The following is a 25,473-nucleotide window of genomic DNA, read 5'->3' as shown; positions in this document are numbered from 1 at the left end:
CTACGCGCCCGCGTGACGGCTGAGGTCGCTGCGGAGGCGCCGGGTTGGCCCGGTCCCGCGATGTTGAGGAAGGCGGTGCGGTCGCGCCTGCTGCATGTTGTGCTAGGCCGAGGGGTCCACAGGAGCTGCGGCCGTCGCGTTGAGGGTGCGGACGCGGCGCGTCTCCTGGGCGCGGCGGGCGAGGCTGTCGTCGCTCGGGTAGCGGATCTCCTCCAGCGACAGCCCGTGCGCGGGCGCCACGTTCACGCCCGAGTCGCGGACGCGGGCCGCCAGCACCTGCGCGGGCCACTCCGGCTCGCGCCGCCCGTCCCCGACCATGAGCAGCGCGCCGACGAGCGCCCGGACCATGGAGTGGCAGAACGCGTCGGCCTCCACGGTGGCGAGCGCGAGGTGCGGGTCGCGGTCGTCGCGCGCCCACTCGTAGCGCAGCAGCTCCCGGATCGTCGTCGCGCCCTCCCGCTTGCGGCAGTACGCGGCGAAGTCGTTCTCGCCGACGAGCAGCCGCGCGGCCTCATTCATACGGTCCAAACTGAGCGGACGCGGATGCCACAGGACGTCGTGCCGCCGCAGCGGCGCCACCCCGACCGGGTTGTCGCACACCCGGTACACATAGCGGCGCGACAGCGCGGAGAACCGCGCGTCGAACCCCTCGGGGGCGATCGACACGCGCCAGACCCGCACGTCGGGGGGCAGCAGCCCGGCCAGCCTGCGCGGCATCGTGCCGTTGATCGCCGAGTAGGCGGCGACGGGCACCACCAGATGCGCGACCTGCGCGTTCGCGTGGACGCCGGCGTCGGTGCGTCCCGCGACGGTGAGCATGGGCGGCGGGTCGAGCCGCAGTATCCGGGCCAGGGCGTCCTCGATCACGCCCTGGACGGTCCGCTGGTTCGGCTGGCGCGCCCAGCCCGCGAAACCCGACCCGTCGTACCCGATGTCGAGCCGGAGCCGTACGAGTGCGGTCATGTCAGCCGACGTGTCCTTCTGCAACGTCCGTCCGTTCCGCCGGACGGGCACCTCCGCCCGTCGGGCACTCCCTCAACACGCCCCCCGCTGAACCGTCGCCCCCCTGACGTGACCATGGGATCAAGTCTGGCAAAGATCAGGCCCACCGTCCCGTACCGACGGTGGGCCTGTTGGCACCGCGTCGCCCCGGTACTGGAAAGCCCCCCGGTCTCACCGGGGAGCAAACCAGCACATGCGGGACGCGATGCCGGCGATCCGGCAGAGCGTGCTACTTGTCGTCCTCGGCCTTGTCCTCGGCCGGGGCCTCGGTGTCGGCCTCGGCGGCGGTCTCGGCGGCGGTCTCGTCCTTGGCGGTCGCCTCGGTGTCGTCCGCCTCGGTCTTGGTGAGCGTGACCTCGTCCTCGGCCGGGGCCTGCGTCGCGGTGGCGGTCGCCGGGGCGGTCGCCGTGGACGCCGACATCTGCTCCTGCACCAGCTCGATCACGGCCATCGGCGCGGCGTCGCCCTTGCGGGGGCCGAGCTTGGTGATCCGGGTGTAGCCGCCGGGGCGGTTCTCGAAGCGCGGCGCGATCTCGGTGAAGAGCTCGTGCAGGACGCTCTTGTCGCGGACCGTCCGGGCCACCAGGCGACGGTTGTGCAGGTCGCCCTTCTTGGCCTTGGTGATCAGCTTCTCCGCCAGCGGGCGCACCCGCCGGGCCTTGGCCTCGGTGGTGGTGATGCGGCCGTGCTCGAACAGCGCGGTGGCGAGGTTCGCCAGGATCAGGCGCTGGTGCGCGGCGCTGCCGCCGAAGCGGGGGCCCTTGGTGGGCTTGGGCATGGTGCTTCCTTCCTGCATCGGCCGTACCAGGTACCGATGTCAGCCGGACGCGGCCGGGGGAGGTCCCCCCGGCCGCGTGGGGTCGTGCCTTCTAGTACTGCTCGGTCTCGGCGTAGCTCTGGTCGTCGTCGCCGTAGTTGTCGGCCGCCGCGCTCGGGTCGAACCCGGGCGGGGAGTCCTTCAGCGACAGGCCCATGTCGTTGAGCTTCTGCTTGACCTCTTCGATCGACTTGGCGCCGAAATTCCTTATATCGAGAAGGTCCTGCTCGCTGCGGGCGACCAGCTCGCCCACAGAGTGGATGCCCTCGCGCTTGAGGCAGTTGTAGGAGCGGACCGTGAGGTTCAGCTCCTCGATCGGCAGGGCCAGGTCCGCGGCGAGCGCGGCGTCCGTCGGGGACGGGCCCATGTCGATGCCCTCGGCCTCGACGTTGAGCTCCCGGGCCAGCCCGAACAGCTCGACGAGGGTCTTGCCGGCGGAGGCCACCGCGTCGCGCGGCAGCATCGCCTGCTTGGTCTCCACGTCCAGGATCAGGCGGTCGAAGTCGGTGCGCTGCTCGACGCGGGTCGCCTCGACCTTGTAGGTGACCTTGAGCACGGGCGAGTAGATGGAGTCGATCGGGATCCGGCCGATCTCCTGGCCCGGCTGCTTGTTCTGGGCGGCCGAGACGTAGCCGCGGCCGCGCTCGACCGTCAGCTCCATCTCCAGCTTGGCCTTGTTGTTCAGCGTGGCGATGTGCAGGTCGGGGTTGTGGACCTCGACGCCCGCCGGCGGCGCGATGTCGGCCGCGGTCACCTCGCCCGGACCCTGCTTGCGCAGGTACATGACCACCGGCTCGTCGTGCTCGGAGGAGACGACCAGCTCCTTGAGGTTCAGGATGATGTCGGTGACGTCCTCCTTCACCCCCGGGACGGTGGAGAACTCGTGGAGGACGCCCTCGATCCGGATGCTGGTGACGGCGGCGCCGGGGATCGAGGAGAGCAGCGTGCGGCGCAGCGAGTTGCCGATCGTGTAGCCGAAGCCCGGCTCCAGCGGCTCGATGGTGAACCGCGACCGGTACTCGTCGACCTGCTCTTCGGTGAGAGTGGGACGCTGTGCGATGAGCATGGTTGTGCCTTCTTCCCGCGGTGCCCGCTATTTGACTACCGCGTTCTGGATTGTTCCCAGTCTCACCAGGATCCCACGGATCGGGCCCGCGGGATCCCGGTGAGTTCGAGCCCTACTTGGAGTAGAGCTCGACGATCAGCTGCTCCTGGACGGGAGCGTCGATCTGCTGCCGGACGGGCAGCGAGTGGACCAGGATCCGCATCCGGTCGGCGTCCACCCCGAGCCACGCCGGAACCTGGCGCTCGCCCGCCTCGGCCTTGGCGACCTGGAAGGGCGTCATCTCCAGCGACTTGCCCTTGACGTCGACGATGTCGGCCTCGGCCACCTGGAAGGACGGGATGTCGACCTTCCTGCCGTTGACCTTGATGTGGCCGTGGCGGATGAGCTGGCGGGCCATGTCGCGGGACTTGGCGAAGCCCGCGCGGTAGACCACGTTGTCGAGACGGCGCTCCAGCAGCGTGAGCAGGTTCTCACCCGTCTTGCCGCCCTGGCGGTTGGCCTCGACGTAGTAGTTGTGGAACTGGCGCTCCAGGACGCCGTAGATACGGCGCGCCTTCTGCTTCTCGCGGAGCTGGAGCAGGTACTCGGTCTCCTTGGGCCGACCGCGTCCGTGCTCACCCGGCGGGTAGGGACGGATCTCGATCGGGCACTTGGGGCCCTCGCACTTGCTGCCCTTGAGGAACAGCTTCATCTTCTCGCGGCGGCAGAGCTTGCAGTCCGCACCGGTGTAACGAGCCATTGTTAGATCTCCCCTGCCTCAGACACGCCGACGCTTCGGCGGGCGGCAGCCGTTGTGCGGAACGGGCGTGACGTCCTGGATGGAGCCCACCTCAAGGCCGGTCGCCTGAAGCGAGCGGATGGCGGTCTCGCGGCCCGAGCCCGGGCCCTTCACGAAGACGTCGACCTTGCGCATGCCGTGCTCCATCGCGCGCCGGGCGGCGGCCTCGGCGGCCTGCTGCGCGGCGAACGGGGTCGACTTGCGCGAGCCCTTGAAGCCCACGTGGCCCGAGGAGGCCCAGGAGATCACGTTGCCGTTGGGGTCGGTGATCGAGACGATCGTGTTGTTGAACGTGCTCTTGATGTGGGCGTGCCCGTGAGCGACGTTCTTCTTTTCCTTGCGGCGCACCTTCTTGGCGCCGACCCGGCTCTTAGGAGGCATCTGCTCTCTCTACTCTTGAGGTCATCGATCCGGAGGACCGACTCCGGACTACTTCTTGCCGGCCTTCTTCTTGCCGGCCACGGTCTTCTTCTTGCCCTTGCGGGTGCGCGCGTTGGTCTGCGTGCGCTGACCGTGGACCGGAAGGCCGCGACGGTGCCGGATGCCCTGGTAGCACCCGATCTCGATCTTGCGACGGATGTCCGCCTGGACCTCGCGGCGAAGATCACCCTCGATCTTGTAGTTCGCCTCGATCCAGTCGCGCAGCTTCACCAGCTCGTCGTCGCCGAGCTGGTGCACCCGCAGGTCACCGCTGATCTCGGTGCCCGCGAGGGTCTCCAGAGCGCGGGTCCGGCCGATGCCGAAGATGTAGGTGAGAGCGACCTCCAAGCGCTTTTCGCGCGGGAGGTCGACGCCGAGGAGGCGTGCCATCGTGGGCAGTTCCCTTCATTTCGCGGAGGTATGGACGCATCGCCTCCGCACACACCCTGCCCGGGTGGCGGCCCCGGCCTCCGGCGGTCCGAGGGTGCCCCTTCACACGCTGGTGCCGCACGACCCGATCAAGGTCGTACGGCTACCCGTGCGAAGGCTGCGATGCGCTTTCAGTTGTCAGGCGCTGCCGGCCGTGCGGCCGGTCAGCCCTGGCGCTGCTTGTGGCGCGGGTCGGAGCAGATCACCATGACCCGGCCGTGCCGGCGGATGACGCGGCACTTGTTGCAGATCTTCTTGACGCTCGGCTTGACCTTCACTGGGTCTCCTAGGAATCAGGGTCACCCCCGCGCCGCCACGCGCGGGGAAGGCAACCCCAGTGGACGTTCTTACTTGTACCGGTAGACCTTACTTGTACCGGTAGACGATCCGGCCGCGCGTGAGGTCGTAGGGACTCAGCTCCACGACGACGCGGTCGTCCGGCAGGATCCGGATGTAGTGCATCCGCATCTTGCCGCTGATGTGGGCGAGCACCTTGTGCCCGTTGTCGAGCTCCACCCGGAACATGGCGTTCGGGAGGGACTCGATGACGGTGCCCTCGATCTCGATGGCCCCTTCTTTCTTGGGCATGTCCTCCGCGCTTCGCTGATCGGCTCATTGGACCCGGTCCGGAGTCCCGTGAGGGGAGGCGGCCACACCCACACACACGGTGCAGAGCACCGGGAAGAGGGAATCAGACGGCCGACATCGGACCGGCATAGGAGTCTACGGCACCGGGCCGTCGAATGCGAAATTGTCGCATGATACGGCTCCGGAGACCTGTCCTGACCCAAGCATACCTCGCGTCCGCGTTGTACCTTTCCAGAGAGAGCCCGCGCAGCGGGCGGGGGAACCTACGGGGCGGTTCCCCTGCGATGACAGGGCGTCAAGACGTCCGAAGGAGGGTCAGCATGCCGAGCTATGACTTCGCGCTGATCCTCAGCCGTCCCCTCTACGAGGACGAGCTGGACCCCCTGTTCGACCGGACGCACGGCGCCGTCACCGTGTCGATCATCAGCGAGCCGCAGCACGCCGAACGTCCCGGGAACGCCTCCTGCACCTGGACCGGCGCCACCCTCGCCGCCGCGATCATGGAGGTCGTCGAGCACGTCGAGGCCAGCGCGCCGGAACTGCACGTCCTCCAGGTCGAGGCCGACCCCCTGATGACCATCCGCGACATCGCCGAACGCGTCGGCCGCTCGTTCGACTCCGTCCGCCTGGCGATCACCGGCGCCCGGGGCCCCGGCGGCTTCCCCGCCTCGGAGATGTCGACCGCCGGCCACCGCCTCTGGCGCTGGTCCAAGGTCGCCGCCTGGTACGGCCTGGACGACCCCCAGCTCATCGAGGCCAAGCCCACCGTCCAGGCCATCAACGGCTGGCTGGCCCTCCGCGACGTGGTCCCCGACGTGGCCCCGGCGGCCGAGGACGTCACCTCCGCCCTCTCCCTGGTCATCCCCCACGTCGCGTGAACGTGTAGCCACCCCCTCTCCGGGTGGGCCGCACCGCCTTCGGACGCGATCGGGACGTTTCGGTTGCCGGGCGGCTGGGCTTACCGCTCGCGCGGGTCGCCGCGCGGTGGCCGTCCGCCGGTTCCTCCCCGGCGTGCCCGGAGCTGGGCCAATGCGAATCTGAGTGGCGCAACCACGCTGCGCTCACAGCAACGCCGCAGGTCAAAGGGCATAGGACAGGAAAGCTGACGCTTGCTCGGGGCCTGGGCGGCGTGGTCGTGTGCGAAGGCGGTTTCGTGCATGCGGGAAACTGATCACGCAGCGAGTCCCAGGGTGAGCCGAAGGTGCCGGCCGACGGACACTGTGAACATGGAGGTCGAGTTGAGCCCGCTTCAGCCCCAAGCGTTGCGATCGCGTCCGAAGGCAGGTTCGAGCCTGCGAGAACCTGATCGCGGATCGAGCCGCCAGGCGAGTCGGAGCGATGCAGCGATCGCTGCGGTGGCCGTTGAAGGAGGGCGTCCAACGCCCGACGCCAAGGGCACTGCGATACACACGGCGAGCCGCCAGGCCGGTCCGCAGCGATCACTGGCGATGCCGTGATCCTCGCGCAGCTGAGCGACATCCATCTCGCCGCGGGGCGGGACGGCGCGGTGGACGACGGGTCCGGGCCGGTGCGGGCCCTGCGGGCGGCGGTGTCCAGCCTGCTGTCGCTGCCGGCGCGGCCGGACGCGGTGGTGCTGACGGGGGACCTCGCCGACGGGGGGCGTCCCGAGGAGTACGCGCGGCTGCACGCGCTGCTGTCGCCGCTGCCGATGGCCGTGTTCCCGATGCCCGGCAACCATGACGACCGGGACGCGCTGCGCGCCGCGTTCAACGACCATCCGGCGGTGGCCGAGACCGGGACCGCTCCACAGGCGCCCGTCCAGTACGCGGTGAACGTCGGCGGGGTGCGGCTCGTGTGCTGCGACACGACCATGGACGGGCATCCGCACGGGCACATGAGCGAGGACCGGCTCGCCTGGCTGGACGCGACGCTCGGCGCCGCGCCCGACGTCCCCACGGTCGTGGCGACCCACCATCCGCCGTTCCCGATCGGGATCCGCTTCATCGACGACATGCGGTTCGTGGACCCGGCGGGGTTCGAGGCGGTGATCGCGCGACATCGGCAGGTCGTCCGGATCATCAGCGGGCATGTGCACCGGGGCGCGGTCGGGCAGCTCGCCGGGCGGGTGAGCACCACGTGCCCGAGCACCTACCGGCAGCTGTTCCTCGACCTGACCCGGCCGGGACGGGCGGCGGTGACCGGGGAGCCCGCCGGGTTCGCGGTGCACCTGGTCGCGGACGACGGCATGGCGACCACGCACTTCGTCCCCACGGGGAACTACCGGCCGCTCATGGAGGTCGAGTAGAGCCCCCTAGCCGTGGCGTTTCGGGCCCAGGAGCGAGCTGAGCAGGATCAGCGCGCCCCATGGGCCCGCGACCCACAGCCACCAGGGGTAGACGACGTTCCCGGTCAGGGCGATGACCAGCCAGATGGTGAAGTTGATGCCGCTGACCATGGCCCAGGCGCCCCACATGGCCCGTCCGCCGCGCCGGTACAGCTCGCCGCCGGACTGGCGCGGCGCCACCGACGCGGTGCTGTTGCCCTGCCCCGCGGGGACGGGCAGCTGGTGCAGGTCCTCTTCCGGTAGGTCGTGGGTGACCGCCTGGAGGTGGCCGAGGGTCTTCGCCTGGTAGACCAGGTCGAGGCGCTCGTTCATCTCCTCGACGGTGATCCGGCCCACGGCGCAGTGCTCGCGCAGGTTCGCGGCGACCCGGTCGCGGTCGGCGTCCGACGCCCGGATGTCAGGGTTCGGCGCCATCGCAAGGCTCCTCGTCTCGATCGGCTAGGACGGAGCGTCCGCCTCCAGCTTGGCGAACCACTCCCGCCCCTCGTCAAGTGCGGTGAGCACGCGGGGGCCGTCCGGGGTGACCGCGAAGGAGTGCTCGAAGTGCGCGGAGCGGCGGCCGTCGGCGGTGACGACCGTCCAGCCGTCGTCGAGCTCGATGGTCTCCTTGGTGCCGAGGTTGACCATCGGCTCGATCGCGAAGCACATCCCGGGCACCAGCTCCGGGCCGTGCCCGGCGGGCCCGTGGTTCGGGACGAGCGGGTCCATGTGCATCTCGGTGCCGATGCCGTGCCCGCCGTAGCCCTCAACGATGCCGTAGGGGCCCTGAGAGCGGATGTGAGCCTCGATCGTGTGCGAGATGTCGCTCAGCCTGGCCCCGGCCTTTCCGGCCGCCAGACCGCGCCACAGGGACGTCTCGGTGACCTCCAGGAGCGTCCGCAGCTCATCGGTGATCTCCCCGACCGGGACCGTGACCGCCGCGTCGCCGTGCCAGCCCTCCACGATCGCGCCGCAGTCGATGGAGATGATGTCGCCCTCTTGCACGGCCCGCTCCCGGGCGGGGATGCCGTGCACGATCTCCTCGTTGATGGACGCGCAGATCGTCCCGGTGAAGCCGTGGTAGCCCTTGAAGGACGGGACGCCGCCGTTGGAGCGGATGTGCCGCTCGGCGATCTCGTCCAGCTCCATGGTGGTGATGCCGGGCCTGACCGCCTCGCGCAGCACCTCAAGGGTCTCGCCGACCAGCAGCCCGGCCGCGCGCATCGCCTCGACCTGCTCCGGCGTCTTCACCTGGATCGCGGGCCTACGCCGTTTGAACAATGTTTCCCCTGAACGCCTCGCCCGGGACCGCTCGTCGGGGCGGGGCCCGGCCCATGGACGCGGCGGCGCCGCGTCCATGGTCAGTCCTCGGTCAGTCCTCCGGCGGGCCCACCGTGCGCCACGGGCCCCGCCGTCATTTCTCCAGCGGCCGAAGCGCGGTGAGCGCGCGCTTGGTGACCTCCTCGACCGGGCCGGTCGCGTCGATGCCGACGAGGATGTCCTCGTCGGCGTAGAACTGCACCAGCGGGGCCGTGTCGTGCCGGTACACCTCCAGGCGGTGCATGACGACCTCTTCCTTGTCGTCGTCGCGCTGGAACAGGTGACCGCCGCAGTCGTCGCAGATGTCGTCCTGCTTGTCGTCGAAGTCGACGTGCCAGATGCGCCCGCACTTGTCACAGGTGCGCCGGCCCGACAGCCGCCGGACGACCTCGTCCTCGTCGACGACCAGTTCCAGGACGATGTCCAGGCGGGTGTCCCACTCGGCGAGGATCTTCTTCAGCGTCTCCGCCTGCGGGACGTTGCGCGGGAACCCGTCGAGCAGGAACCCGTCGCGCGCGTCGTCCTCGCCGAGCCGGTCGCGCACCATCGCGATCGTGACCTCGTCGGGGACGAGGTCGCCGCGGTCCATGTACTGCCTGGCCTGCCGGCCGAGCTCGGTACCGCCGCTCACGTTGGCGCGGAAGATGTCACCTGTCGAGATCTTCGGGATGGACAGATGAGATGCGATGAACTGGGCCTGCGTCCCCTTGCCCGCTCCCGGGGGGCCCACCAGCACGATACGCACTACCGGAGGAAGCCCTCGTAGTTGCGCTGTTGCAGCTGACTCTCGATCTGCTTCACGGTATCCAGTCCGACGCCGACGACGATGAGGATGCTCGTGCCGCCGAAGGGGAAGTCCTGGCTGGCCTTCAGGAGTGCGAAGGCCACCATGGGAATCAGTGCCACGAGCCCCAGGTACAGCGCACCGGGTGTGGTGATCCGGGTCAGCACGAAGTCGAGGTATTCGGCGGTCGGCCGTCCCGGACGGATACCTGGGATGAACCCACCATACTTCTTCATGTTGTCGGCCACTTCAGTGGGGTTGAACGTGATCGCCACGTAGAAGTAGGTGAAGAAGATGATGAAGACGAAGAAGACCGCCATGTGCCAGGCGTTGTTCGGCTGCAGGTAGGGCTGGAGCTTCTGGAGCCACTTGGTGTCGGGCCAGAGCTGCGTCGCCAGCACCGGGAGGTACAGCAGCGATGAGGCGAAGATCACCGGGATGATGCCGGCCTGGTTGACCTTCAGCGGGATGTAGGTGGAGGTGCCGCCGTACATGCGGCGCCCGACCATGCGCTTGGCGTACTGGACGGGGATGCGGCGCTGCGCCTGCTCGACGAACACGACACCGGCCATGATCGCCAGACCGACCAAGACGACGACCGCGAAGACGAAGCCGTTCTTGGTCTGGTAGATGCTCCAGAACTGCGCGGGGAAGACCGCGACGACCTGGGTGAAGATCAGGATCGACATGCCGTTGCCGACGCCGCGGTCGGTGACCAGCTCGCCCAGCCACATGATCACCGAGGTGCCGGCCACCATGCAGATCACCATCGTGATGATCGGGAAGACGCCCGTGTCGTACAGGATGTCGCCGTTGCTGGTGTTCACACCCTGGAAGAGCTGCCCGGTGCTCGCCATCGCCACGATGCCGGTCGCCTGCAGGATCGCGAGGCCGACCGTCAGGTAGCGGGTGTACTGGGTGATCTTCGTGGTGCCGGCCTGGCCCTCCTTCTTGAGGGCCTCCAGCCGGGGGATCACAACGGTCAGCAGCTGGAGGATGATGCTCGCGGTGATGTAGGGCATGATCCCCAGCGCGAACACCGACAGCTTCAGCAACGCGCCGCCGCTGAACAGGTCAACGAGGCCGTAGAGCTGGTTCTGATCCTTGGCCTGGTCCGCCGTCTCTTTCAGCACCTTCACGTTCACGTTCGGTGTCGGCAGGATCGATCCGATCCGGAACACCAAGATCATGAACAGCGTGAACAACAGCTTTTTACGCAGGTCAGGCGTACGGAAAGCCCGAGCGAACGCGGTCAGCACCATTCCTCCTGCGCGACTGGCGAATTCATGGCCGCCGAGGGGCCGGTTACAGGTCCATGAGGTTCGGCGGAAACGACCGTGTGAAATCTCACTTCGGTCGCATCTGCCGGTGTGACTCTAACAGCACATGCAAGCGGGGCCGCCCCGCCGAACGCGGCGACCTTCCGGCCCCCGGCGCTTGGTGAAGACGGCCCCGGCATCGCAGGTGTCCTTCTTACAGCTCGTCGGTGGTGCCGCCGGCTGCGGCGATCTTCTCCTTGGCGGCTCCGGAGAAGGCGTGAACCTTCACCTGGACCGCCACGGAGATCTCGCCGGTGCCGAGCACCTTGACCGGACGGCCGCGGCGAACCGCTCCCCTGGCCGCCAGGTCGTCCGCGGTCACCTCGCCGCCCTCGGGGTACAGCGCGGCCAGCTTGTCCAGGTTCACGACCTGGAACTCGACCCGGTTCGGGTTCTTGAAGCCCTTGAGCTTCGGAAGCCGGCGGATCAGTGGCATCTGCCCGCCCTCGAACCCGACCGGGACGGTGCTGCGCGCCTTGGTGCCCTTGGTGCCGCGGCCCGCGGTCTTGCCCTTGGACGCCTCGCCGCGGCCCTTGCGGACCTTGCGGCGGTTGGCGCCGGGGGCCGGACGCAGGTCGTGGACCTTCAGCGGGGTGCCCTCGGTGGTGTCCTCGGTGGCGTTCTTACCGAGATCAGCCGCCATGTCAGTCGACCTCCTCGACGGTGACCAGGTGCGCCACCGTCCGGATCATGCCGAGCACCTCGGGGCGGTCCTCGCGGACCACGCTCTGCCCGATCTTCTTCAGGCCGAGGGTGCGCAGCGTGTCACGCTGGTTCTGCTTCTCACTGATCACGGACTTCTTCTGCGTGATCTTCAGATTGCTCATGAGGTCGCGGCCTCCGCCCTCGGCTCGCTGCCCGCGGCGCGGGCCCGCAGCATGGCGGCGGGGGCGACGTCCTCGATCGGCAGGCCGCGCTTGGCCGCGATCTCCTCGGGGCGCTTGAGCGCCTTGAGGCCCGCGATCGTCGCGTGCACGATGTTGATCGCGTTGTCGCTGCCGAGCGACTTGCTGAGCACGTCGTGGATGCCCGCGCACTCCAGCACCGCGCGCACCGGGCCGCCGGCGATGACGCCGGTACCGGGGCTGGCCGGACGCAGCAGGACCTCGCCCGCCGCGTCCCGCGCCTGCACCAGGTGCGGGATGGTGCCCTGGATCCGCGGCACCTTGAAGAAGTGCTTCTTGGCCTCCTCGACGCCCTTGGCGATCGCCGCGGGCACCTCCTTGGCCTTGCCGTAGCCGACGCCGACGGTGCCGTTGCCGTCACCGACGATCACCAGGGCGGTGAAGCTGAAGCGACGACCGCCCTTGACGACCTTGGCGACACGGTTGATCGCCACGACCTTCTCGATGTACGACTGGCCCTTGTCGGCGCCACCGCGGCGGTCGTCGCGGCGGCCGTCGCGACGGTCGCCACCCTGACCGCCACCACGCCTCTGCGCTGCCATCAGTGGTTCCTCTCGTTTGCCATGGGAAGGGCCATCACAGCTCCAGGCCCCCCTCGCGCGCACCGTCCGCGACAGCGGCGATGCGGCCGTGGTACTTGTTGCCGCCGCGGTCGAAGACGACCGCGGACACGCCCGCCTCCTTGGCCCGGCGGGCGACGAGCTCGCCGACCTTGCGGGACTTGGCGGTCTTGTCGCCGTCGGTGGCGCGCAGGTCGGCCTCCATCGTCGAGGCGTAGGCCAGCGTGTGGCCCTTGGCGTCGTCGATGACCTGGACGAACACGTGGCGGGTGGAGCGGGTCACGACCAGGCGAGGACGCGCGGCGCTGCCGACGACCTTCTTCCGGACCCGCAGGTGCCGGCGCCTGCGGGACTTGGCCCGCGCCGACGTGGCCTTACCGGCCAGGGTCTTGGTGCCTGCCATGACTACTTACCAGCCTTTCCAACCTTGCGGCGGATCTGCTCACCCTCGTACCGCACGCCCTTGCCCTTGTAGGGGTCGGGCTTGCGCAGCTTGCGGATGTTAGCGGCGACCTCGCCGACCTTCTGCTTGTCGATGCCCTCGACCACGAGCTGGGTCGGCCGCTCGACCGTGAAGGTGATGCCCTCGGGGGGCTCGACCGTGATCGGGTGGCTGTACCCGAGCGAGAACTCCAGGTTCTTGCCCTTGGCGACCACGCGGTAGCCGACGCCCTGGATGACGAGGGTCTTCTTGTAGCCCTCGGTGACACCGACGACCATGTTGTTGATCAACGAGCGGGTGAGCCCGTGCAGGGCGCGCACCGTGTTGATGTCGTTCGGCCGGGAGACGGTGACCTGACCGTCCTCCAGCTGAACCTCGATCGGCTCGGCGACCGTGTGCGACAGCGTGCCCTTCGGCCCCTTGACGGTGACCTGCTGGCCGTCGAGGCTCACCTCGACGCCACCGGGCACGGCGATGGGGAGACGTCCGATTCGCGACATAGTTAGTGCCCTCCCCTCACCAGACGTAGGCGAGGACTTCCCCGCCCACGCCGCGCTTGCCCGCCTGCCGGTCGGTCATCAGGCCGGAGGACGTCGAGATGATCGCGACGCCCAGTCCGCCGAGGACCTTGGGCAGGTTGTCCTTCTTCGCGTACACGCGCAGACCCGGCTTCGAGACGCGCTTGATACCGGCGATCGAACGCTCGCGGGTCGGGCCGAACTTCAGCTCGATGTTGAGCTTCTTTCCGACCTCGGCGTCCTCCACGGTCCAACCCGAGATGTACCCCTCCTGCTGGAGGATCTCGGCGATGTGCGCCTTGATCTTCGAGTACGGCATCGCCACCTGGTCGTGGTACGCCGAATTCGCGTTCCGCAGACGCGTCAGCATGTCTGCGATCGGGTCGGTCATCGTCATGGCCTGCTGGCCCTCCCTCGCCACGGTTTCCTCGGGCTGATGTGGTCCCGTGGACCTTTGGCGCGGTCGTGGACACCCTCGACGGGTGCCCGGTGGTTATTACATGCCGGTGCGCCGCCCCCTCAGGGGCGGGACGTCACCAGCTCGACTTCGTGATGCCGGGCAGCTCACCGCGGTGGGCCATCTCCCGGAAGCACACACGGCACAGGCCGAACTTCCGGTAGACCGAGCGCGGACGTCCGCAGCGCGAGCACCGAGTGTACGCGCGCACCCCGAACTTGGGCTTGCGCCCGGCCTTGGCGATCAGCGACTTCTTCGCCATCTACTCAGCTCTCCTTGAAGGGGAAGCCCAGAAGCTTGAGCAGCGCCCGGCCCTCCTCGTCGGTCTTCGCGGTCGTCACGACCGTGATGTCCATGCCCCGCTGCCGGTCGATCTTGTCGGGGTCGACCTCGTGGAACATGACCTGCTCGGTCAGCCCGAAGGTGTAGTTGCCGTTGCCGTCGAACTGCCGCGGCGACAGGCCGCGGAAGTCGCGGATGCGGGGCAGCGCGGTCGACAGCAGCCGGTCCAGGAACTCCCACATCCGGTCGCCGCGCAGCGTGGTGTGCGCGCCGATCGGCATGCCCTCGCGCAGCTTGAACTGCGCGATGGACTTGCGGGCCCGGTTCACGGCCGGCTTCTGGCCGGTGATCGCGGAGAGGTCGCGGATCGCGCCCTCGATCACCTTGGCGTCCTTGGCGGCCTCGCCGACCCCCATGTTGACCACGATCTTGGTCAACCCGGGGATCTGCATGACGTTGGCGTAGCCGAACTGCTCCTGCATCGCCTTCGCGATCTCCGCGCGGTAGCGGAGCTTGAGCCTCGGCGGCGGGACGGGACGGGAGTCCGTCTGCGTCTCGGTGGCGGTGTCGGTCATCGGTCTCAGATCTCCTTACCGCTGCGGCGCGAGATCCGGACCTTCGTCCCGTCGTCGTTGAAGCGGTAGCCGGCGCGGACGGGCTTGCCGTCCTCGACGAGGGCGACGTTGCTGACGTGCAGCGGCGCCTCGACCGTCACGCGACCGCTCTCCTTGCCCGCGCGCTGCTGGTCGGCCTTGATGTTCTTGGTGATGAGGTTGACGCCCTCGACGACGACGCGCTCGGCGCGCGGGTCGACGCGCAGGACCTTGCCCGTCGCGCCCTTGTCCTTGCCGGCGATGACGATGACCTCGTCGCCCTTACGGATCTTCATCACAGCACCTCCGGCGCGAGCGAGATGATGCGCATGAACTTCTTCTCGCGCAGTTCACGGCCCACCGGGCCGAAGATACGGGTGCCCCGGGGGTCCCCGCCGTCCTTGATCAGGACGGCCGCGTTCTCGTCGAAGCGGATGTAGGAGCCGTCCGGGCGCCGGCGCTCCTTGCGGGTGCGCACGACGACCGCCTTGACGACGTCACCCTTCTTCACGCCGGCGCCGGGAAGGGCGTCCTTCACCGTCGCGACGATGATGTCGCCGACTCCCGCGTAGCGCCGACCCGAGCCGCCGAGAACCCGGATGCAAAGGATCTCCTTCGCACCCGTGTTGTCGGCGACCTTGAGTCGCGACTCCTGCTGGATCACGTCAACTCCTGTTCGTCACACCGGTTCTGCCCCGGACCTCGTCCGGTGGGCAGCCTGGTGGAACCAGTAATTACTTGGCCTTCTCAAGGATCTCCACCACGCGCCACCGCTTGGTGGCCGACAGCGGGCGGGTCTCCATGAGACGGACGCGGTCGCCGACGCCACACTCGTTGGCCTCGTCGTGCGCCTTGTAGTTCTTCGTGCGGCGGATCACCTTGTGGTACTTGGCGTGCTTCACGCGGTCCTCGACGGACACGACCACGGTCTTGTCCATCTTGTCGCTGACCACGAGACCCTCAAGGATCTTCCGGCTCTTCCGCTGCTCGGTCTGCTGCTCGGTCATTCGTCGCCCTCCACGGCGTCCTCGGCGACCGCGACGATGCCGAGCTTGCGCTCCTGCATCACGGTGTAGATGCGGGCGATCTCGCGCTTCACCGTGCGCAGCCGCCCGTGGCTCTCAAGCTGGCCGGTCGCGGCCTGGAAGCGGAGGTTGAACAGCTCCTCCTTCGCCTCCTTCAGCTTGGTGACCAGGACGTCGTCGGGCTCGGTCCGCAGGTCGTCGGCGGCAAGACCCTTGGCCATCAGGACTCACCCACCTCTCGCTTAACGATCTTGCACTTCATCGGCAGCTTGTGGATCGCGCGGGTGAGCGCCTCGCGCGCGACCTGCTCGTTCGGGTAGGAGATCTCGAACATCACACGGCCCGGCTTGACGTTCGCGACCCACCACTCGACCGAGCCCTTGCCGGAGCCCATGCGGGTCTCGGCGGGCTTCTTGGTCAGCGGGCGGTCGGGGAAGATGTTGATCCACACCTTGCCGCCACGCTTGATGTGCCGGGTCATCGCGATACGCGCGGCCTCGATCTGCCGGTTGGTCACGTACGCGGGCTCGACCGCCTGGATGCCGTACTCGCCGAACGTCACCTTGGTGCCGCCCTTGGCCATGCCCCGGCGCCTCGGGTGATGCTGCTTGCGGTGCTTGACCTTGCGAGGGATCAGCATGGGTTACTCAGCTCCCCTCACCCTGCGGAGCAGCCTCGGCCGTCTGCGCGGGCTGCTCGGAACTCTGCTGCTGCTGACGGGGCGCGCCGTCGCGGGCGCCACCGCGCTCGCCGCCGCCCCCGGCGCCGCCGCGGCCGCCACGGCCACCGCGGCCGCCGCCCCGGCGGTCGCCGCCGCGGCGCTCACGGCCGCCGCCGCCACCGGCGGCGCGCTGCTGCGCGGCCTGCTGCTCGCGCTCGGCGCGCGTCTGCGCGGCCTCGCCCTTGTAGATCCACACCTTGACGCCGATGCGGCCGAACGTCGTCCGGGCCTCGTAGAAGCCGTAGTCGATGTCGGCGCGCAGCGTGTGCAGCGGGACCTGGCCCTCGCGGTAGAACTCCGAGCGGGACATCTCGGCGCCGCCCAGCCGTCCGCCGCACTGCACCTTGATGCCCTTGGCGCCCGACTTCATCGCGGACTGGATCGCCTTGCGCATGGCGCGCCGGAACGCGACCCGGCTCGACAGCTGCTCGGCCACGCCCTGCGCGACGAGCTGCGCGTCGATCTCGGGGTTCTTGACCTCAAGGATGTTCAGCCGGACCTGCTTGCCGGTCAGCTTCTCCAGGTCGCCGCGCAGCCGCTCGGCCTCCGCGCCGCGGCGGCCGATGACGATGCCCGGCCGGGCGGTGTGGATGTTGACCTCGACGCGGTCACGGGTCCGCTCGATCTCGACCTTGGAGATGCCCGCCCGGTCCATGCCCTTCTGCAGCATGCGCCGGATCTGGACGTCTTCCTTGACGTAGTCCTTGTAGAGCTTGTCGGCGAACCACACGGACTTGTGGTCGGTGGTGATCCCGAGCCGGAACCCGTGCGGGTTGATCTTCTGACCCACTACCGGGCCCTCCTCGTCTTCTTACCGCCGCCGGACGCGGACGCTGCTTCGTCGCGCGACTCCACGACCACGGTGATGTGGCTCGTGCGCTTGTTGATGCGGTACGCCCGGCCCTGGGCGCGGGGGCGGAAACGCTTGAGCGTCGGCCCCTCGTCCACCCACGCACGGCTCACGACGAGCGTGTCCGAGTCGAGCTTGAAATTGTGCTCGGCGTTGGCGATGGCACTCGCCAGCACCTTGCCCACAGGCTCACTCGCCGCCTGGGGGGCGAACCGCAGCACCGCCTGAGCCTCCGCGGCGGGCAGGCCGCGGATGAGGTCCACCACGCGGCGGGCCTTCCTGGGCGTGACGCGGATGAACCGCGCCTGGGCCCTGGCTTCCATCGCTGATCCCTCTCTGTTGCTAGGACTCAGCCGCGTCGGCTGCGGCGGTCTTCCTTGACATGGCTGCGGAACGTCCGCGTCGGCGCGAACTCGCCGAGCTTGTGCCCCACCATGGCGTCGGTGATGAACACCGGGACGTGCTTGCGGCCGTCGTGCACGGCGATCGTGTGACCGATCATGTCCGGCACGATCATGGAGCGCCGCGACCACGTCTTGATGACGTTCTTGGTGCCCTTCTCGTTCTGGACGTCCACCTTCTTGATGAGGTGGTCGTCCACGAAGGGGCCCTTCTTGAGGCTACGTGGCATGACGAGCGACTCCTACCGCTTCTTCTTGCTGCGACGACGGACGATCAGCCGGTCGCTCGACTTGTTCGCCTGGCGAGTGCGGCCTTCCTTCTTACCGTTCGGGTTCACCGGGTGCCGGCCACCGGAGGTCTTGCCCTCACCACCACCGTGCGGGTGGTCGATCGGGTTCATGGCCACGCCGCGGACGGTCGGGCGCTTGCCCTTCCACCGCATGCGTCCGGCCTTGCCCCAGTTGATGTTCGACTGCTCGGCGTTGCCGACCTCGCCGACCGTCGCGCGGCAGCGCACGTCCACCATCCGCATCTCGCCCGAGGGCATGCGCAGCGTGGCGTACTTGCCCTCCTTGGCCAGCAGCTGGACGCCCGCGCCCGCGCTGCGGGCGATCTTGGCGCCGCCGCCGGGCCGCAGCTCGATGGCGTGGACGACGGTACCCGTCGGGATGTTGCGCAGCGGCAGGCAGTTGCCCGGCTTGATGTCGGCGCCCGGCCCGTTCTCGACCCGGTCGCCCTGGCGCAGCCCGCGGGGGGCGATGATGTAGCGCTTCTCGCCGTCCACGTAGTGCAGCAGCGCGATGCGCGCGGTGCGGTTCGGGTCGTACTCGATGTGCGCGACCTTCGCCGGGATGCCGTCCTTGTCGTGCCGACGGAAGTCGATCACGCGGTAGGCGCGCTTGTGGCCGCCGCCCTGGTGCCGGGTCGTGATGCGGCCGTGGTTGTTGCGGCCGCCCTTCTTGGGGAGCGGACGCAGCAGCGACTTCTCCGGCTCGCTGCGCGTGATCTCGACGAAGTCGGCCACGCTGGAGCCACGACGACCCGGAGTCGTCGGCTTGTAGTTACGGATGCCCATCTTATTCGTTCATCCCTTTATCTGACTTCGGGACGACCCGGCCTGTACTAGGCCGTGCCGCCGAAGATGTCGATCCGCTCGCCCTCGGCGAGGCTGACGATGGCGCGCTTGGTGTCCTTGCGCTTGCCGTAGCCGAACCGGGTCCGCTTGCGCTTCCCCTGCCGGTTGAGCGTGTTCACGCTGGTCACCTTGACGCCGAACACGGCCTCGACGGCCTGCTTGATCTGCGTCTTGTTGGCGTCCGGGCGGACGACGAACGTGTACTTGTTCTCGTCCAGCAGCCCGTAGCTCTTCTCCGAGACGACCGGCGCGATGATGATGTCGCGGGGGTCGGCGATCTTGTTCATGTGCGACCCTCCTTACTTCTTCGCCGCGCGCGAGATGAACTCGTCGTACGCCTTCTGCGTGAAGACGACGTCGTCGTTCACCAGCACGTCGTAGGTGTTGAGCTGGTCGGAGACGAGCACGTGCACGCTCGGCTCGTTGCGCAGGCTCTTCCAGGTCAGCTCGTCCTCGCGGTCCAGGACCAGCAGGACGCGCTTGGCCTCGGTGACCGAGCGCAGCGCCGTCAGCGCCGTCCTGGTCTTCGGGGCGTCGCCCTCGATGAGGTGGTCGACCACGTGCACCCGGCCGTAGCGGGCGCGGTCGGACAGGGCGCCGCGCAGCGCCGCCGCCTTCATCTTCTTGGGCGTCTTCTGCGTGTAGTCCCGCGGCTGCGGGCCGTGCACGGTGCCGCCGCCGGCGAACTGGGGCGCGCGGGTCGAACCCTGGCGGGCGCGACCGGTGCCCTTCTGCCGGTACGGCTTCTTGCCACCGCCGCGGACGTCGCCGCGGGTCTTGGTGGCGTGTGTGCCCTGGCGCGCCGCGGCCAGCTGGGCCACCACGACCTGGTGGATCAGCGGCACGCTGGTCTTCGCGTCGAAGACCTCGGCGGGCAGGTCGATGTCGAGCTTGGCAGTCACTTGCCAGTCCCCTTCACTGCGTCGCGGACCAGCACCACGCCGCCGTTGGGACCGGGAACCGCGCCCTTGATGAGCAGCAGGTTCTTCTCCGCGTCGATGGCGTGGACGGTCAGGTTCTGCACGGTGGTACGGGCGTTGCCGTGCCGTCCCGCCATGCGGAGGCCCTTGAAGACGCGACCGGGGGTCGCGCAGCCGCCGATCGAGCCCGGGGAGCGGTGCTTGCGCTGGGTGCCGTGCGAGGCGCCGAGGCCCTTGAAGCCGTGGCGCTTCATGACACCGGCGGTGCCCTTGCCCTTGCTCGTCCCGGTGACGTCGATCTTCTGGCCGGCCTCGAAGACGCTGGCGGTGATCTCCTGGCCGAGTTCGAACTCGGTGGTGTCGTCCGAACGCAGCTCGACGAGGTAGCGGCGCGGCGTGACGCCGGCCTTCTCGAAGTGGCCCGTGCGCGGCTTGTTCACCTTGCGCGGGTCGATCTGCCCGTACCCGATCTGGACGGCGGTGTAGCCGTCCTTCTCCTGGGTGCGGAGCTGCGTGACGACACACGGCCCGGCCTGGACGACGGTCACCGGCACGATCCGGCCCTCATCGTCGAAGACCTGGGTCATGCCGAGCTTCTCGCCCAGGACGCCCTTCCTCTGCGTACTCATCTCTCGGTGCGTCCCTTAGAGCTTGATCTCGATGTCAACGCCGGCCGGAAGGTCGAGCCGCATCAGCGAGTCGACCGTCTTGGGCGTCGGGTCGATGATGTCGATCAACCGCTTGTGCGTGCGCATCTCGAAGTGCTCGCGGCTGTCCTTGTACTTGTGCGGCGAGCGGATGACGCAGTACACGTTCTTCTCGGTCGGCAGCGGCACCGGGCCCGCGACCTTGGCGCCCGTCCGCGTCACCGTCTCAACGATCTTCTTCGCCGAAGTGTCGATGACCTCGTGGTCGTAGGCCTTGAGCCGGATGCGGATCTTCTGTCCCGCCATGGTGGCCTCGGTGTCCTTTGCTGTAGTGCCGCTGGATACTTCAGTGATCGCGACGCGGCGGCCCGGTTGCTGTGTCCGCCTGGGGGGACGACCCCCCAGACTCCCCGGCAAAAGCCGTTTGTCGGCGAACCAGGCCGCCGCGTCCACGAGAGGTGTTACTTGATGACCTTGGTGACGCGACCGGAGCCGACCGTCCGGCCACCCTCGCGGATGGCGAACTTCAGGCCCTCCTCCATGGCGACGGGCTGGATCAGCTCGACGCGCATCTCGGTGTTGTCGCTCGGCATGACCATCTCGGTGCCCTCGGGGAGGTTCACCACGCCGGTGACGTCCGTGGTCCGGAAGTAGAACTGCGGACGGTAGTTGTTGAAGAACGGCGTGTGGCGGCCGCCCTCGTCCTTGGACAGGATGTAGACCTGCGCCTCGAACTCGGTGTGCGGGGTGGTCGTGCCCGGCTTGATGACACACTGGCCGCGCTCGACGTCCTCGCGCTTGATGCCGCGCAGGAGCAGGCCGACGTTGTCGCCCGCCTGGCCCTGGTCGAGCAGCTTGCGGAACATCTCGACACCGGTGACGGTGGTCGTGGTGGTCTCGTTCTTGATGCCGATGATGTCGACGGTCTCGTTGACGTTCACGACACCGCGCTCGACGCGGCCGGTGACGACCGTGCCGCGACCGGTGATCGAGAAGACGTCCTCGATCGGCATCAGGAACGGCTTGTCGACGTCGCGCACCGGCTCCGGCACGTTGTTGTCGACGGCGTCCATCAGCTCGACGATGGTCTCGCCCCACTTGGCGTCGCCCTGCAGCGCCTGGAAGGCGGAGACGCGGATGACCGGAAGGTCGTCGCCCGGGAACTCGTACTCCGAGAGGAGCTCGCGGACCTCAAGCTCGACGAGCTCCAGGATCTCCTCGTCGTCCACCATGTCGCACTTGTTCAGCGCGACGACGATGTAGGGGACGCCGACCTGGCGGGCCAGGAGCACGTGCTCCTTGGTCTGCGGCATCGGGCCGTCGGTGGCGGCGACCACCAGGATGGCGCCGTCCATCTGCGCCGCACCGGTGATCATGTTCTTGATGTAGTCGGCGTGCCCCGGGCAGTCCACGTGCGCGTAGTGCCGGGCCTCGGTCTGGTACTCGACGTGCGCGATCGAGATCGTGATGCCGCGCTCGCGCTCCTCCGGCGCCTTGTCGATGTCCTCGAACGGCGTGAAGGGGTTGAGGTCCGGGTACTTGTCGTGGAGCACCTTGGTGATCGCCGCGGTAAGCGTGGTCTTACCGTGGTCGATGTGTCCAATGGTGCCGATGTTCACGTGCGGCTTCGTCCGCTCGAACTTGGCCTTCGCCACTGGTTGCTCCTTGTCGCGATCCTCGGCCGTCTAGACGACCGCTTCGATGTACGTCTGGTGTGATCTGTGGGCAGGCCCGGCGCTTACTCGCCCCGCGCCTTCGCGATGATCTCCTGCGCGACGTTCCCGGGAACCTCGGCGTAGGAGTCGAACTGCATGGTGAAGACGGCCCGGCCCTGGGTCTTGCTGCGCAGATCACCCACGTAGCCGAACATCTCGGACAGGGGCACGAGCGCCTTGATGACGCGCATGCCGTGCCGCTCGTCCATGGACTGGACCTGGCCGCGACGGCTGTTGAGGTCGCCGATCACATCGCCCATGTTGTCCTCGGGCGTGGTGACCTCGACGGCCATCATCGGCTCCAGCAGCGTCGGGGACGCCTTGCGGGCGGCCTCCTTGAACGCCATGGAACCGGCGACCTTGAACGCCATTTCCGAGGAGTCCACCTCGTGGTAGGCGCCGTCCTGCAGAGTGACCTTGACGCCCACCATCGGGTAGCCGGCGAGGACACCGAACTCGGCGGCCTCCTGGCAGCCCGCGTCCACCGACGGGATGTACTCCCGCGGGATGCGGCCGCCGGTGACCTTGTTCTCGAACTCATACCCGTCGGACCCGCCGCCGAGCGGCTCCAGGTCGATGATCACGCGGCCGAACTGGCCGGAGCCACCCGTCTGCTTCTTGTGGGTGTACTCGACCTTCTCGACCTTGCGGCTGATGGTCTCGCGGTAGGCCACCTGCGGCTTGCCGACGTTGGCGTCGACCTTGAACTCGCGCTTCATCCGGTCGACGAGGATCTCCAGGTGGAGCTCGCCCATGCCGGAGATCACGGTCTGGCCGGTGTCCTCCTCGGTGCGGACCTGGAAGGACGGGTCCTCCTCGGCCAGCCGCTGGATCGCGGTGCCCAGCTTCTGCTGGTCGGCCTTGGTCTTCGGCTCGATCGCCACGTGGATGACCGGCGCCGGGAAGTTCATCGACTCAAGGACGATCGGGTCCTTGTCGTCGCTCAGCGTCTCACCGGTGGTGGTCTGCTTGAGGCCCATCACCGCGACGATGTCGCCGGCGCCCGCGCGCTCGATCTCGGTGCGCTTGTTGGCGTGCATCCGGTAGATCTTGCCGATGCGCTCCTTGCGCTCCTTGACGGAGTTCATCACGTTCGCGCCGGACTCCAGCACACCGGAGTACACGCGCACGAAGGTGAGCTTGCCCAGGTGCGGGTCGCTGGCGATCTTGAACGCGAGCGCGGAGAACGGCTCGTCCTCGCTCGGCTTGCGGGTGAGGACCTTCTCCTCGTCGCGGACGGCGTGGCCCTCGATGGCCTCCACGTCCAGCGGCGAGGGGAGGTAGCGGACGATCGCGTCCAGCAGCGGCTGCACGCCCTTGTTCTTGAAGGCCGTGCCGCAGGTCACCGGGGTGAGCTTCGCGGCGATCGTCGCGCGCCGGATGCCGTCGTGCAGCTGCTCCACGGTGGGCTCGTTGCCCTCCAGGTACAGCTCCATGATCTCGTCGTCGTTCTCGGCGAGCGTCTCGACCAGCTTGTCGTGCCACTCGCGCGCGAGCTCGGCGTGCGTCTCGGGGATGTCGACCGTGTCGTACATCTCGCCGAGCTTGGCCTCCTCGTTCCACACGAGGGCCTTCATGGTCACCAGGTCGATGACGCCCTTGAAGTCGGCCTCGGCGCCGATCGGGAGCTGGAGCACGAGCGGGGTCGCGTTCAGCCGGTTCTCGATCATGTCGACGCAGCGGTGGAACTCCGCGCCGACCCGGTCGAGCTTGTTGACGAAGCACATGCGGGGCACGCCGTAGCGGTCGGCCTGCCGCCACACCGTCTCGGACTGCGGCTCCACACCGGCGACACCGTCGAACACCGCGACCGCGCCGTCGAGCACCCGCAGGTTGCGCTCCACCTCGATGGTGAAGTCGACGTGCCCCGGGGTGTCGATGATGTTGATCGTGTGCTTGACCTCGTCGACGGGCCATTCGCAGGTGGTGGCCGCGGAGGTGATCGTGATCCCCCGCTCCTGCTCCTGCTCCATCCAGTCCATGGTGGCGGCGCCGTCGTGGACCTCGCCGATCTTGTAGCTGATGCCCGTGTAGTACAGGATCCGCTCGGTCGTCGTGGTCTTGCCAGCGTCGATATGGGCCATGATCCCGATGTTGCGGACCCTGGCAAGGTCTACACCGGTTTTGGTAGCCACAGTGTCCTCGCGTCCTCGCGTCGTCTCGTCGTTCTCAAGCCGCCGGGGTTACCAGCGGTAGTGGGCGAAGGCCTTGTTGGACTCCGCCATCTTGTGGGTGTCCTCGCGCTTCTTGACAGACGCGCCGAGGCCGTTGCTCGCGTCGAGCAGCTCGTTCATCAGCCGCTCGGTCATGGTCTTCTCGCGGCGCTGCCGCGCGTACACCACCAGCCAGCGGAGGGCGAGGGTGGTGCTGCGGGCCGGCCGCACCTCCACCGGCACCTGGTAGGTCGCGCCACCGACGCGGCGGCTGCGGACCTCCAGGGTCGGCTTGACGTTGTCGAGCGCGCGCTTCAGCGTGACGACCGGGTCGTTGCCGGTCTTCTCGCGAGCGCCCTCAAGAGCGTCGTACACGATGCTCTGCGCGATCGAACGCTTGCCGTCCAGGAGAATCTTGTTGATGAGCGCGGTGACCAGCGGCGAGTTGTACACCGGGTCAGCGATCAGCTGGCGCTTGCCAGCGGGGCCCTTGCGCGGCATCAGCTCTTCTCCTTCTTCGCGCCGTACTTGCTACGCGCCTGCTTGCGGTTGCGGACCCCCTGCGTGTCCAGGGACCCGCGGATGATCTTGTACCGAACACCGGGGAGGTCCTTCACACGCCCGCCGCGCACGAGCACGATCGAGTGCTCCTGCAGGTTGTGACCGACGCCGGGGATGTAGGCCGTGACCTCGATCCCGCTGGTCAGCCGGACACGGGCGACCTTGCGAAGCGCGGAGTTCGGCTTCTTGGGCGTCGTCGTGTAGACGCGCGTGCAGACGCCCCGCCGCTGGGGGCTCTCCTTCAGCGCGGGCGTCTTGTTCTTGGTCACCTTGTCCTGGCGGCCCTTTCGGACCAGCTGCTGGATCGTGGGCACCGCGTCTCCGTCTTCCTCGTACCGAGCCGGTAAGTCCTATGCTGCAATCACCACCTCAGGCGAGGCTGTGACCTGCCGGTTTCCCGACCTCTCCGACCCACGCGGTCGGGCGTGTCGCCACCTCACGGAGCATCGCGCCGTTCAGAACCGACACAGACCGCCCGGCCCATACCAGGGCCAGATCAAGCCGGGGAGTAGATGCGGCGCTGGGCCTGGCCGACTGGACCTCGCCGGTGCGCACGCATAGCGGCCCGCACAGCGGGCACAAGTGAAGAGGTTACCGACCCGCGGGCTGAAAATCAAAATGATGCCCGACGCGACGCCTTGGGCGTCAGGGCTTGGGCGCTCTCCCCGAAGGCCACCGCGCCGCTTCTCTCGCGGCCGCCCTCGGACCCGGCCGCGACGTCTGCGTCGCTGCCCGCGGGGTGGGGTGTCGGGGACGGCGCGGTTCTCGCATTGTGGCCCA

Annotated in this window: 39 protein-coding genes; 2 read left to right on the top strand and 37 right to left on the bottom strand. The window is 68.4% G+C overall.

Translation table 11 applies throughout. The features are described from left to right. Positions 1 to 102: 102 nt before the first annotated feature. The 8 genes from truA to infA form a co-directional block, all read right to left on the bottom strand. Positions 103 to 963 (bottom strand): tRNA pseudouridine(38-40) synthase TruA, encoded by an 861-nt coding sequence (gene truA / locus KLI87_RS20100; RefSeq protein WP_156219743.1) that lies wholly within the window; start codon positions 961 to 963, stop codon positions 103 to 105. A gap of 268 nt (positions 964 to 1,231) precedes the next feature. Continuing rightward, positions 1,232 to 1,780 (bottom strand): 50S ribosomal protein L17, encoded by a 549-nt coding sequence (gene rplQ / locus KLI87_RS20095; RefSeq protein ID WP_214618238.1) that lies wholly within the window; start codon positions 1,778 to 1,780, stop codon positions 1,232 to 1,234. A gap of 91 nt (positions 1,781 to 1,871) precedes the next feature. Then, entirely contained in the window at positions 1,872 to 2,885 is a 1,014-nt protein-coding gene (locus tag KLI87_RS20090; protein ID WP_131741171.1) for a DNA-directed RNA polymerase subunit alpha, read from the bottom strand. A gap of 112 nt (positions 2,886 to 2,997) precedes the next feature. Continuing rightward, complete coding sequence (gene rpsD / locus KLI87_RS20085) at positions 2,998 to 3,624, bottom strand: 30S ribosomal protein S4 (protein ID WP_156219747.1); 627 nt, start codon at positions 3,622 to 3,624, stop codon at positions 2,998 to 3,000. Between the two features lie 18 nt (positions 3,625 to 3,642). After that, positions 3,643 to 4,044: a 30S ribosomal protein S11 gene (gene rpsK, locus KLI87_RS20080; protein ID WP_021596710.1), complete on the bottom strand. Its 402-nt coding sequence runs from the start codon at positions 4,042 to 4,044 to the stop codon at positions 3,643 to 3,645. 48 nt (positions 4,045 to 4,092) lie between these two features. After that, positions 4,093 to 4,473 carry a 30S ribosomal protein S13 gene (rpsM, locus tag KLI87_RS20075; RefSeq protein ID WP_067454606.1) on the bottom strand — a complete coding sequence of 127 codons (381 nt, stop codon included), beginning with the start codon at positions 4,471 to 4,473 and terminating at the stop codon, positions 4,093 to 4,095. A gap of 203 nt (positions 4,474 to 4,676) precedes the next feature. After that, positions 4,677 to 4,790, bottom strand: coding sequence for a 50S ribosomal protein L36 (rpmJ, locus tag KLI87_RS20070; RefSeq protein WP_021596712.1), 114 nt, complete (start codon positions 4,788 to 4,790; stop codon positions 4,677 to 4,679). A gap of 88 nt (positions 4,791 to 4,878) precedes the next feature. Continuing rightward, positions 4,879 to 5,100, bottom strand: coding sequence for a translation initiation factor IF-1 (infA, locus tag KLI87_RS20065; protein WP_018657567.1), 222 nt, complete (start codon positions 5,098 to 5,100; stop codon positions 4,879 to 4,881). Between the two features lie 320 nt (positions 5,101 to 5,420). On the opposite strand from infA, the gene KLI87_RS20060 reads away from it, so the two are divergent. Continuing rightward, positions 5,421 to 5,978 carry a hypothetical protein gene (locus KLI87_RS20060; protein ID WP_156219749.1) on the top strand — a complete coding sequence of 186 codons (558 nt, stop codon included), beginning with the start codon at positions 5,421 to 5,423 and terminating at the stop codon, positions 5,976 to 5,978. Between the two features lie 575 nt (positions 5,979 to 6,553). Then, positions 6,554 to 7,366, top strand: a complete 813-nt coding sequence (locus KLI87_RS20055) for a phosphodiesterase (protein ID WP_214618237.1) — start codon at positions 6,554 to 6,556, stop codon at positions 7,364 to 7,366. Between the two features lie 6 nt (positions 7,367 to 7,372). On the opposite strand, the gene KLI87_RS20050 is transcribed toward KLI87_RS20055, so the two are convergent. The 29 genes from KLI87_RS20050 to rpsL form a co-directional block, all read right to left on the bottom strand. Continuing rightward, positions 7,373 to 7,819: a DUF1707 domain-containing protein gene (locus KLI87_RS20050; RefSeq protein ID WP_156219750.1), complete on the bottom strand. Its 447-nt coding sequence runs from the start codon at positions 7,817 to 7,819 to the stop codon at positions 7,373 to 7,375. Between the two features lie 24 nt (positions 7,820 to 7,843). Next, positions 7,844 to 8,665 carry a type I methionyl aminopeptidase gene (gene map, locus KLI87_RS20045; protein ID WP_214618236.1) on the bottom strand — a complete coding sequence of 274 codons (822 nt, stop codon included), beginning with the start codon at positions 8,663 to 8,665 and terminating at the stop codon, positions 7,844 to 7,846. A 133-nt stretch (positions 8,666 to 8,798) separates the two neighbouring features. Beyond that, positions 8,799 to 9,449, bottom strand: coding sequence for an adenylate kinase (locus KLI87_RS20040; protein ID WP_214618235.1), 651 nt, complete (start codon positions 9,447 to 9,449; stop codon positions 8,799 to 8,801). Further along, entirely contained in the window at positions 9,449 to 10,747 is a 1,299-nt protein-coding gene (gene secY, locus KLI87_RS20035) for a preprotein translocase subunit SecY (RefSeq protein WP_214618584.1), read from the bottom strand. Before secY ends, KLI87_RS20040 begins: the two co-directional genes overlap by 1 nt. 214 nt (positions 10,748 to 10,961) lie before the next feature. Continuing rightward, complete coding sequence (gene rplO / locus KLI87_RS20030) at positions 10,962 to 11,450, bottom strand: 50S ribosomal protein L15 (protein ID WP_156219756.1); 489 nt, start codon at positions 11,448 to 11,450, stop codon at positions 10,962 to 10,964. A 1-nt stretch (position 11,451) separates the two neighbouring features. Further along, positions 11,452 to 11,634, bottom strand: a complete 183-nt coding sequence (gene rpmD, locus KLI87_RS20025) for a 50S ribosomal protein L30 (RefSeq protein WP_156219757.1) — start codon at positions 11,632 to 11,634, stop codon at positions 11,452 to 11,454. Then, the gene (gene rpsE, locus KLI87_RS20020; RefSeq protein ID WP_372492411.1) at positions 11,631 to 12,254 is read right to left on the bottom strand and encodes a 30S ribosomal protein S5; all 624 of its coding nucleotides are present in this window, start codon (positions 12,252 to 12,254) and stop codon (positions 11,631 to 11,633) included. Before rpsE ends, rpmD begins: the two co-directional genes overlap by 4 nt. A gap of 34 nt (positions 12,255 to 12,288) precedes the next feature. Continuing rightward, positions 12,289 to 12,675, bottom strand: a complete 387-nt coding sequence (gene rplR / locus KLI87_RS20015; RefSeq protein ID WP_156219759.1) for a 50S ribosomal protein L18 — start codon at positions 12,673 to 12,675, stop codon at positions 12,289 to 12,291. A gap of 2 nt (positions 12,676 to 12,677) precedes the next feature. Beyond that, entirely contained in the window at positions 12,678 to 13,214 is a 537-nt protein-coding gene (gene rplF / locus KLI87_RS20010) for a 50S ribosomal protein L6 (protein ID WP_156219761.1), read from the bottom strand. 16 nt (positions 13,215 to 13,230) lie between these two features. Then, positions 13,231 to 13,629, bottom strand: a complete 399-nt coding sequence (rpsH, locus tag KLI87_RS20005; protein ID WP_156219882.1) for a 30S ribosomal protein S8 — start codon at positions 13,627 to 13,629, stop codon at positions 13,231 to 13,233. 136 nt (positions 13,630 to 13,765) lie between these two features. Further along, a complete protein-coding gene (locus tag KLI87_RS20000) occupies positions 13,766 to 13,951 on the bottom strand; it encodes a type Z 30S ribosomal protein S14 (protein WP_067454638.1) in 186 nt (61 codons plus the stop codon). A gap of 4 nt (positions 13,952 to 13,955) precedes the next feature. Beyond that, entirely contained in the window at positions 13,956 to 14,546 is a 591-nt protein-coding gene (gene rplE, locus KLI87_RS19995) for a 50S ribosomal protein L5 (RefSeq protein ID WP_156219763.1), read from the bottom strand. Positions 14,547 to 14,551: 5 nt separating this feature from the next. Continuing rightward, positions 14,552 to 14,860 (bottom strand): 50S ribosomal protein L24, encoded by a 309-nt coding sequence (gene rplX / locus KLI87_RS19990; protein WP_156219766.1) that lies wholly within the window; start codon positions 14,858 to 14,860, stop codon positions 14,552 to 14,554. Next, entirely contained in the window at positions 14,860 to 15,228 is a 369-nt protein-coding gene (gene rplN, locus KLI87_RS19985) for a 50S ribosomal protein L14 (RefSeq protein WP_021596728.1), read from the bottom strand. Before rplN ends, rplX begins: the two co-directional genes overlap by 1 nt. A 70-nt stretch (positions 15,229 to 15,298) precedes the next feature. Further along, complete coding sequence (gene rpsQ / locus KLI87_RS19980; RefSeq protein ID WP_156219767.1) at positions 15,299 to 15,571, bottom strand: 30S ribosomal protein S17; 273 nt, start codon at positions 15,569 to 15,571, stop codon at positions 15,299 to 15,301. Further along, on the bottom strand, positions 15,568 to 15,810 hold the full coding sequence (gene rpmC, locus KLI87_RS19975) for a 50S ribosomal protein L29 (protein WP_156219769.1): 243 nt from the start codon (positions 15,808 to 15,810) through the stop codon (positions 15,568 to 15,570). The genes rpsQ and rpmC overlap by 4 nt, the downstream gene beginning before the upstream one ends. Continuing rightward, positions 15,810 to 16,229 carry a 50S ribosomal protein L16 gene (gene rplP, locus KLI87_RS19970; protein WP_156219771.1) on the bottom strand — a complete coding sequence of 140 codons (420 nt, stop codon included), beginning with the start codon at positions 16,227 to 16,229 and terminating at the stop codon, positions 15,810 to 15,812. Before rplP ends, rpmC begins: the two co-directional genes overlap by 1 nt. Positions 16,230 to 16,236: 7 nt before the next feature. Next, positions 16,237 to 17,100, bottom strand: a complete 864-nt coding sequence (rpsC, locus tag KLI87_RS19965; protein WP_214618234.1) for a 30S ribosomal protein S3 — start codon at positions 17,098 to 17,100, stop codon at positions 16,237 to 16,239. After that, positions 17,100 to 17,483 (bottom strand): 50S ribosomal protein L22, encoded by a 384-nt coding sequence (rplV, locus tag KLI87_RS19960; RefSeq protein WP_156219773.1) that lies wholly within the window; start codon positions 17,481 to 17,483, stop codon positions 17,100 to 17,102. The genes rpsC and rplV overlap by 1 nt, the downstream gene beginning before the upstream one ends. A gap of 26 nt (positions 17,484 to 17,509) precedes the next feature. Further along, positions 17,510 to 17,791, bottom strand: a complete 282-nt coding sequence (gene rpsS / locus KLI87_RS19955) for a 30S ribosomal protein S19 (RefSeq protein ID WP_067454662.1) — start codon at positions 17,789 to 17,791, stop codon at positions 17,510 to 17,512. A 12-nt stretch (positions 17,792 to 17,803) separates the two neighbouring features. Beyond that, complete coding sequence (rplB, locus tag KLI87_RS19950; RefSeq protein ID WP_156219775.1) at positions 17,804 to 18,637, bottom strand: 50S ribosomal protein L2; 834 nt, start codon at positions 18,635 to 18,637, stop codon at positions 17,804 to 17,806. A 47-nt stretch (positions 18,638 to 18,684) separates the two neighbouring features. After that, the gene (gene rplW / locus KLI87_RS19945) at positions 18,685 to 18,984 is read right to left on the bottom strand and encodes a 50S ribosomal protein L23 (RefSeq protein ID WP_156219776.1); all 300 of its coding nucleotides are present in this window, start codon (positions 18,982 to 18,984) and stop codon (positions 18,685 to 18,687) included. Positions 18,985 to 18,996: 12 nt separating this feature from the next. Beyond that, positions 18,997 to 19,599 (bottom strand): 50S ribosomal protein L4, encoded by a 603-nt coding sequence (rplD, locus tag KLI87_RS19940; RefSeq protein ID WP_214618233.1) that lies wholly within the window; start codon positions 19,597 to 19,599, stop codon positions 18,997 to 18,999. Beyond that, on the bottom strand, positions 19,596 to 20,246 hold the full coding sequence (rplC, locus tag KLI87_RS19935) for a 50S ribosomal protein L3 (RefSeq protein WP_156219778.1): 651 nt from the start codon (positions 20,244 to 20,246) through the stop codon (positions 19,596 to 19,598). The genes rplD and rplC overlap by 4 nt, the downstream gene beginning before the upstream one ends. A gap of 15 nt (positions 20,247 to 20,261) precedes the next feature. Further along, positions 20,262 to 20,570: a 30S ribosomal protein S10 gene (gene rpsJ, locus KLI87_RS19930; RefSeq protein WP_018657599.1), complete on the bottom strand. Its 309-nt coding sequence runs from the start codon at positions 20,568 to 20,570 to the stop codon at positions 20,262 to 20,264. Between the two features lie 155 nt (positions 20,571 to 20,725). Further along, positions 20,726 to 21,919 (bottom strand): elongation factor Tu, encoded by a 1,194-nt coding sequence (gene tuf, locus KLI87_RS19925; protein ID WP_214618232.1) that lies wholly within the window; start codon positions 21,917 to 21,919, stop codon positions 20,726 to 20,728. An 83-nt stretch (positions 21,920 to 22,002) separates the two neighbouring features. Then, positions 22,003 to 24,114 carry an elongation factor G gene (gene fusA / locus KLI87_RS19920; RefSeq protein ID WP_214618231.1) on the bottom strand — a complete coding sequence of 704 codons (2,112 nt, stop codon included), beginning with the start codon at positions 24,112 to 24,114 and terminating at the stop codon, positions 22,003 to 22,005. A gap of 48 nt (positions 24,115 to 24,162) precedes the next feature. Beyond that, complete coding sequence (rpsG, locus tag KLI87_RS19915) at positions 24,163 to 24,633, bottom strand: 30S ribosomal protein S7 (protein WP_021597494.1); 471 nt, start codon at positions 24,631 to 24,633, stop codon at positions 24,163 to 24,165. Continuing rightward, positions 24,633 to 25,007, bottom strand: a complete 375-nt coding sequence (rpsL, locus tag KLI87_RS19910) for a 30S ribosomal protein S12 (protein ID WP_030176166.1) — start codon at positions 25,005 to 25,007, stop codon at positions 24,633 to 24,635. Before rpsL ends, rpsG begins: the two co-directional genes overlap by 1 nt. Between the last annotated feature and the right edge of the window lie 466 nt (positions 25,008 to 25,473).

The sequence above is a fragment of the Actinomadura sp. NEAU-AAG7 genome, from assembly GCF_018603865.1.
Classification (GTDB): domain Bacteria; phylum Actinomycetota; class Actinomycetes; order Streptosporangiales; family Streptosporangiaceae; genus Spirillospora; species Spirillospora litoris.
The sequence above is the reverse complement of the archived record's forward strand: the minus strand, read 5'-3'. Positions and strand labels throughout refer to the sequence as shown.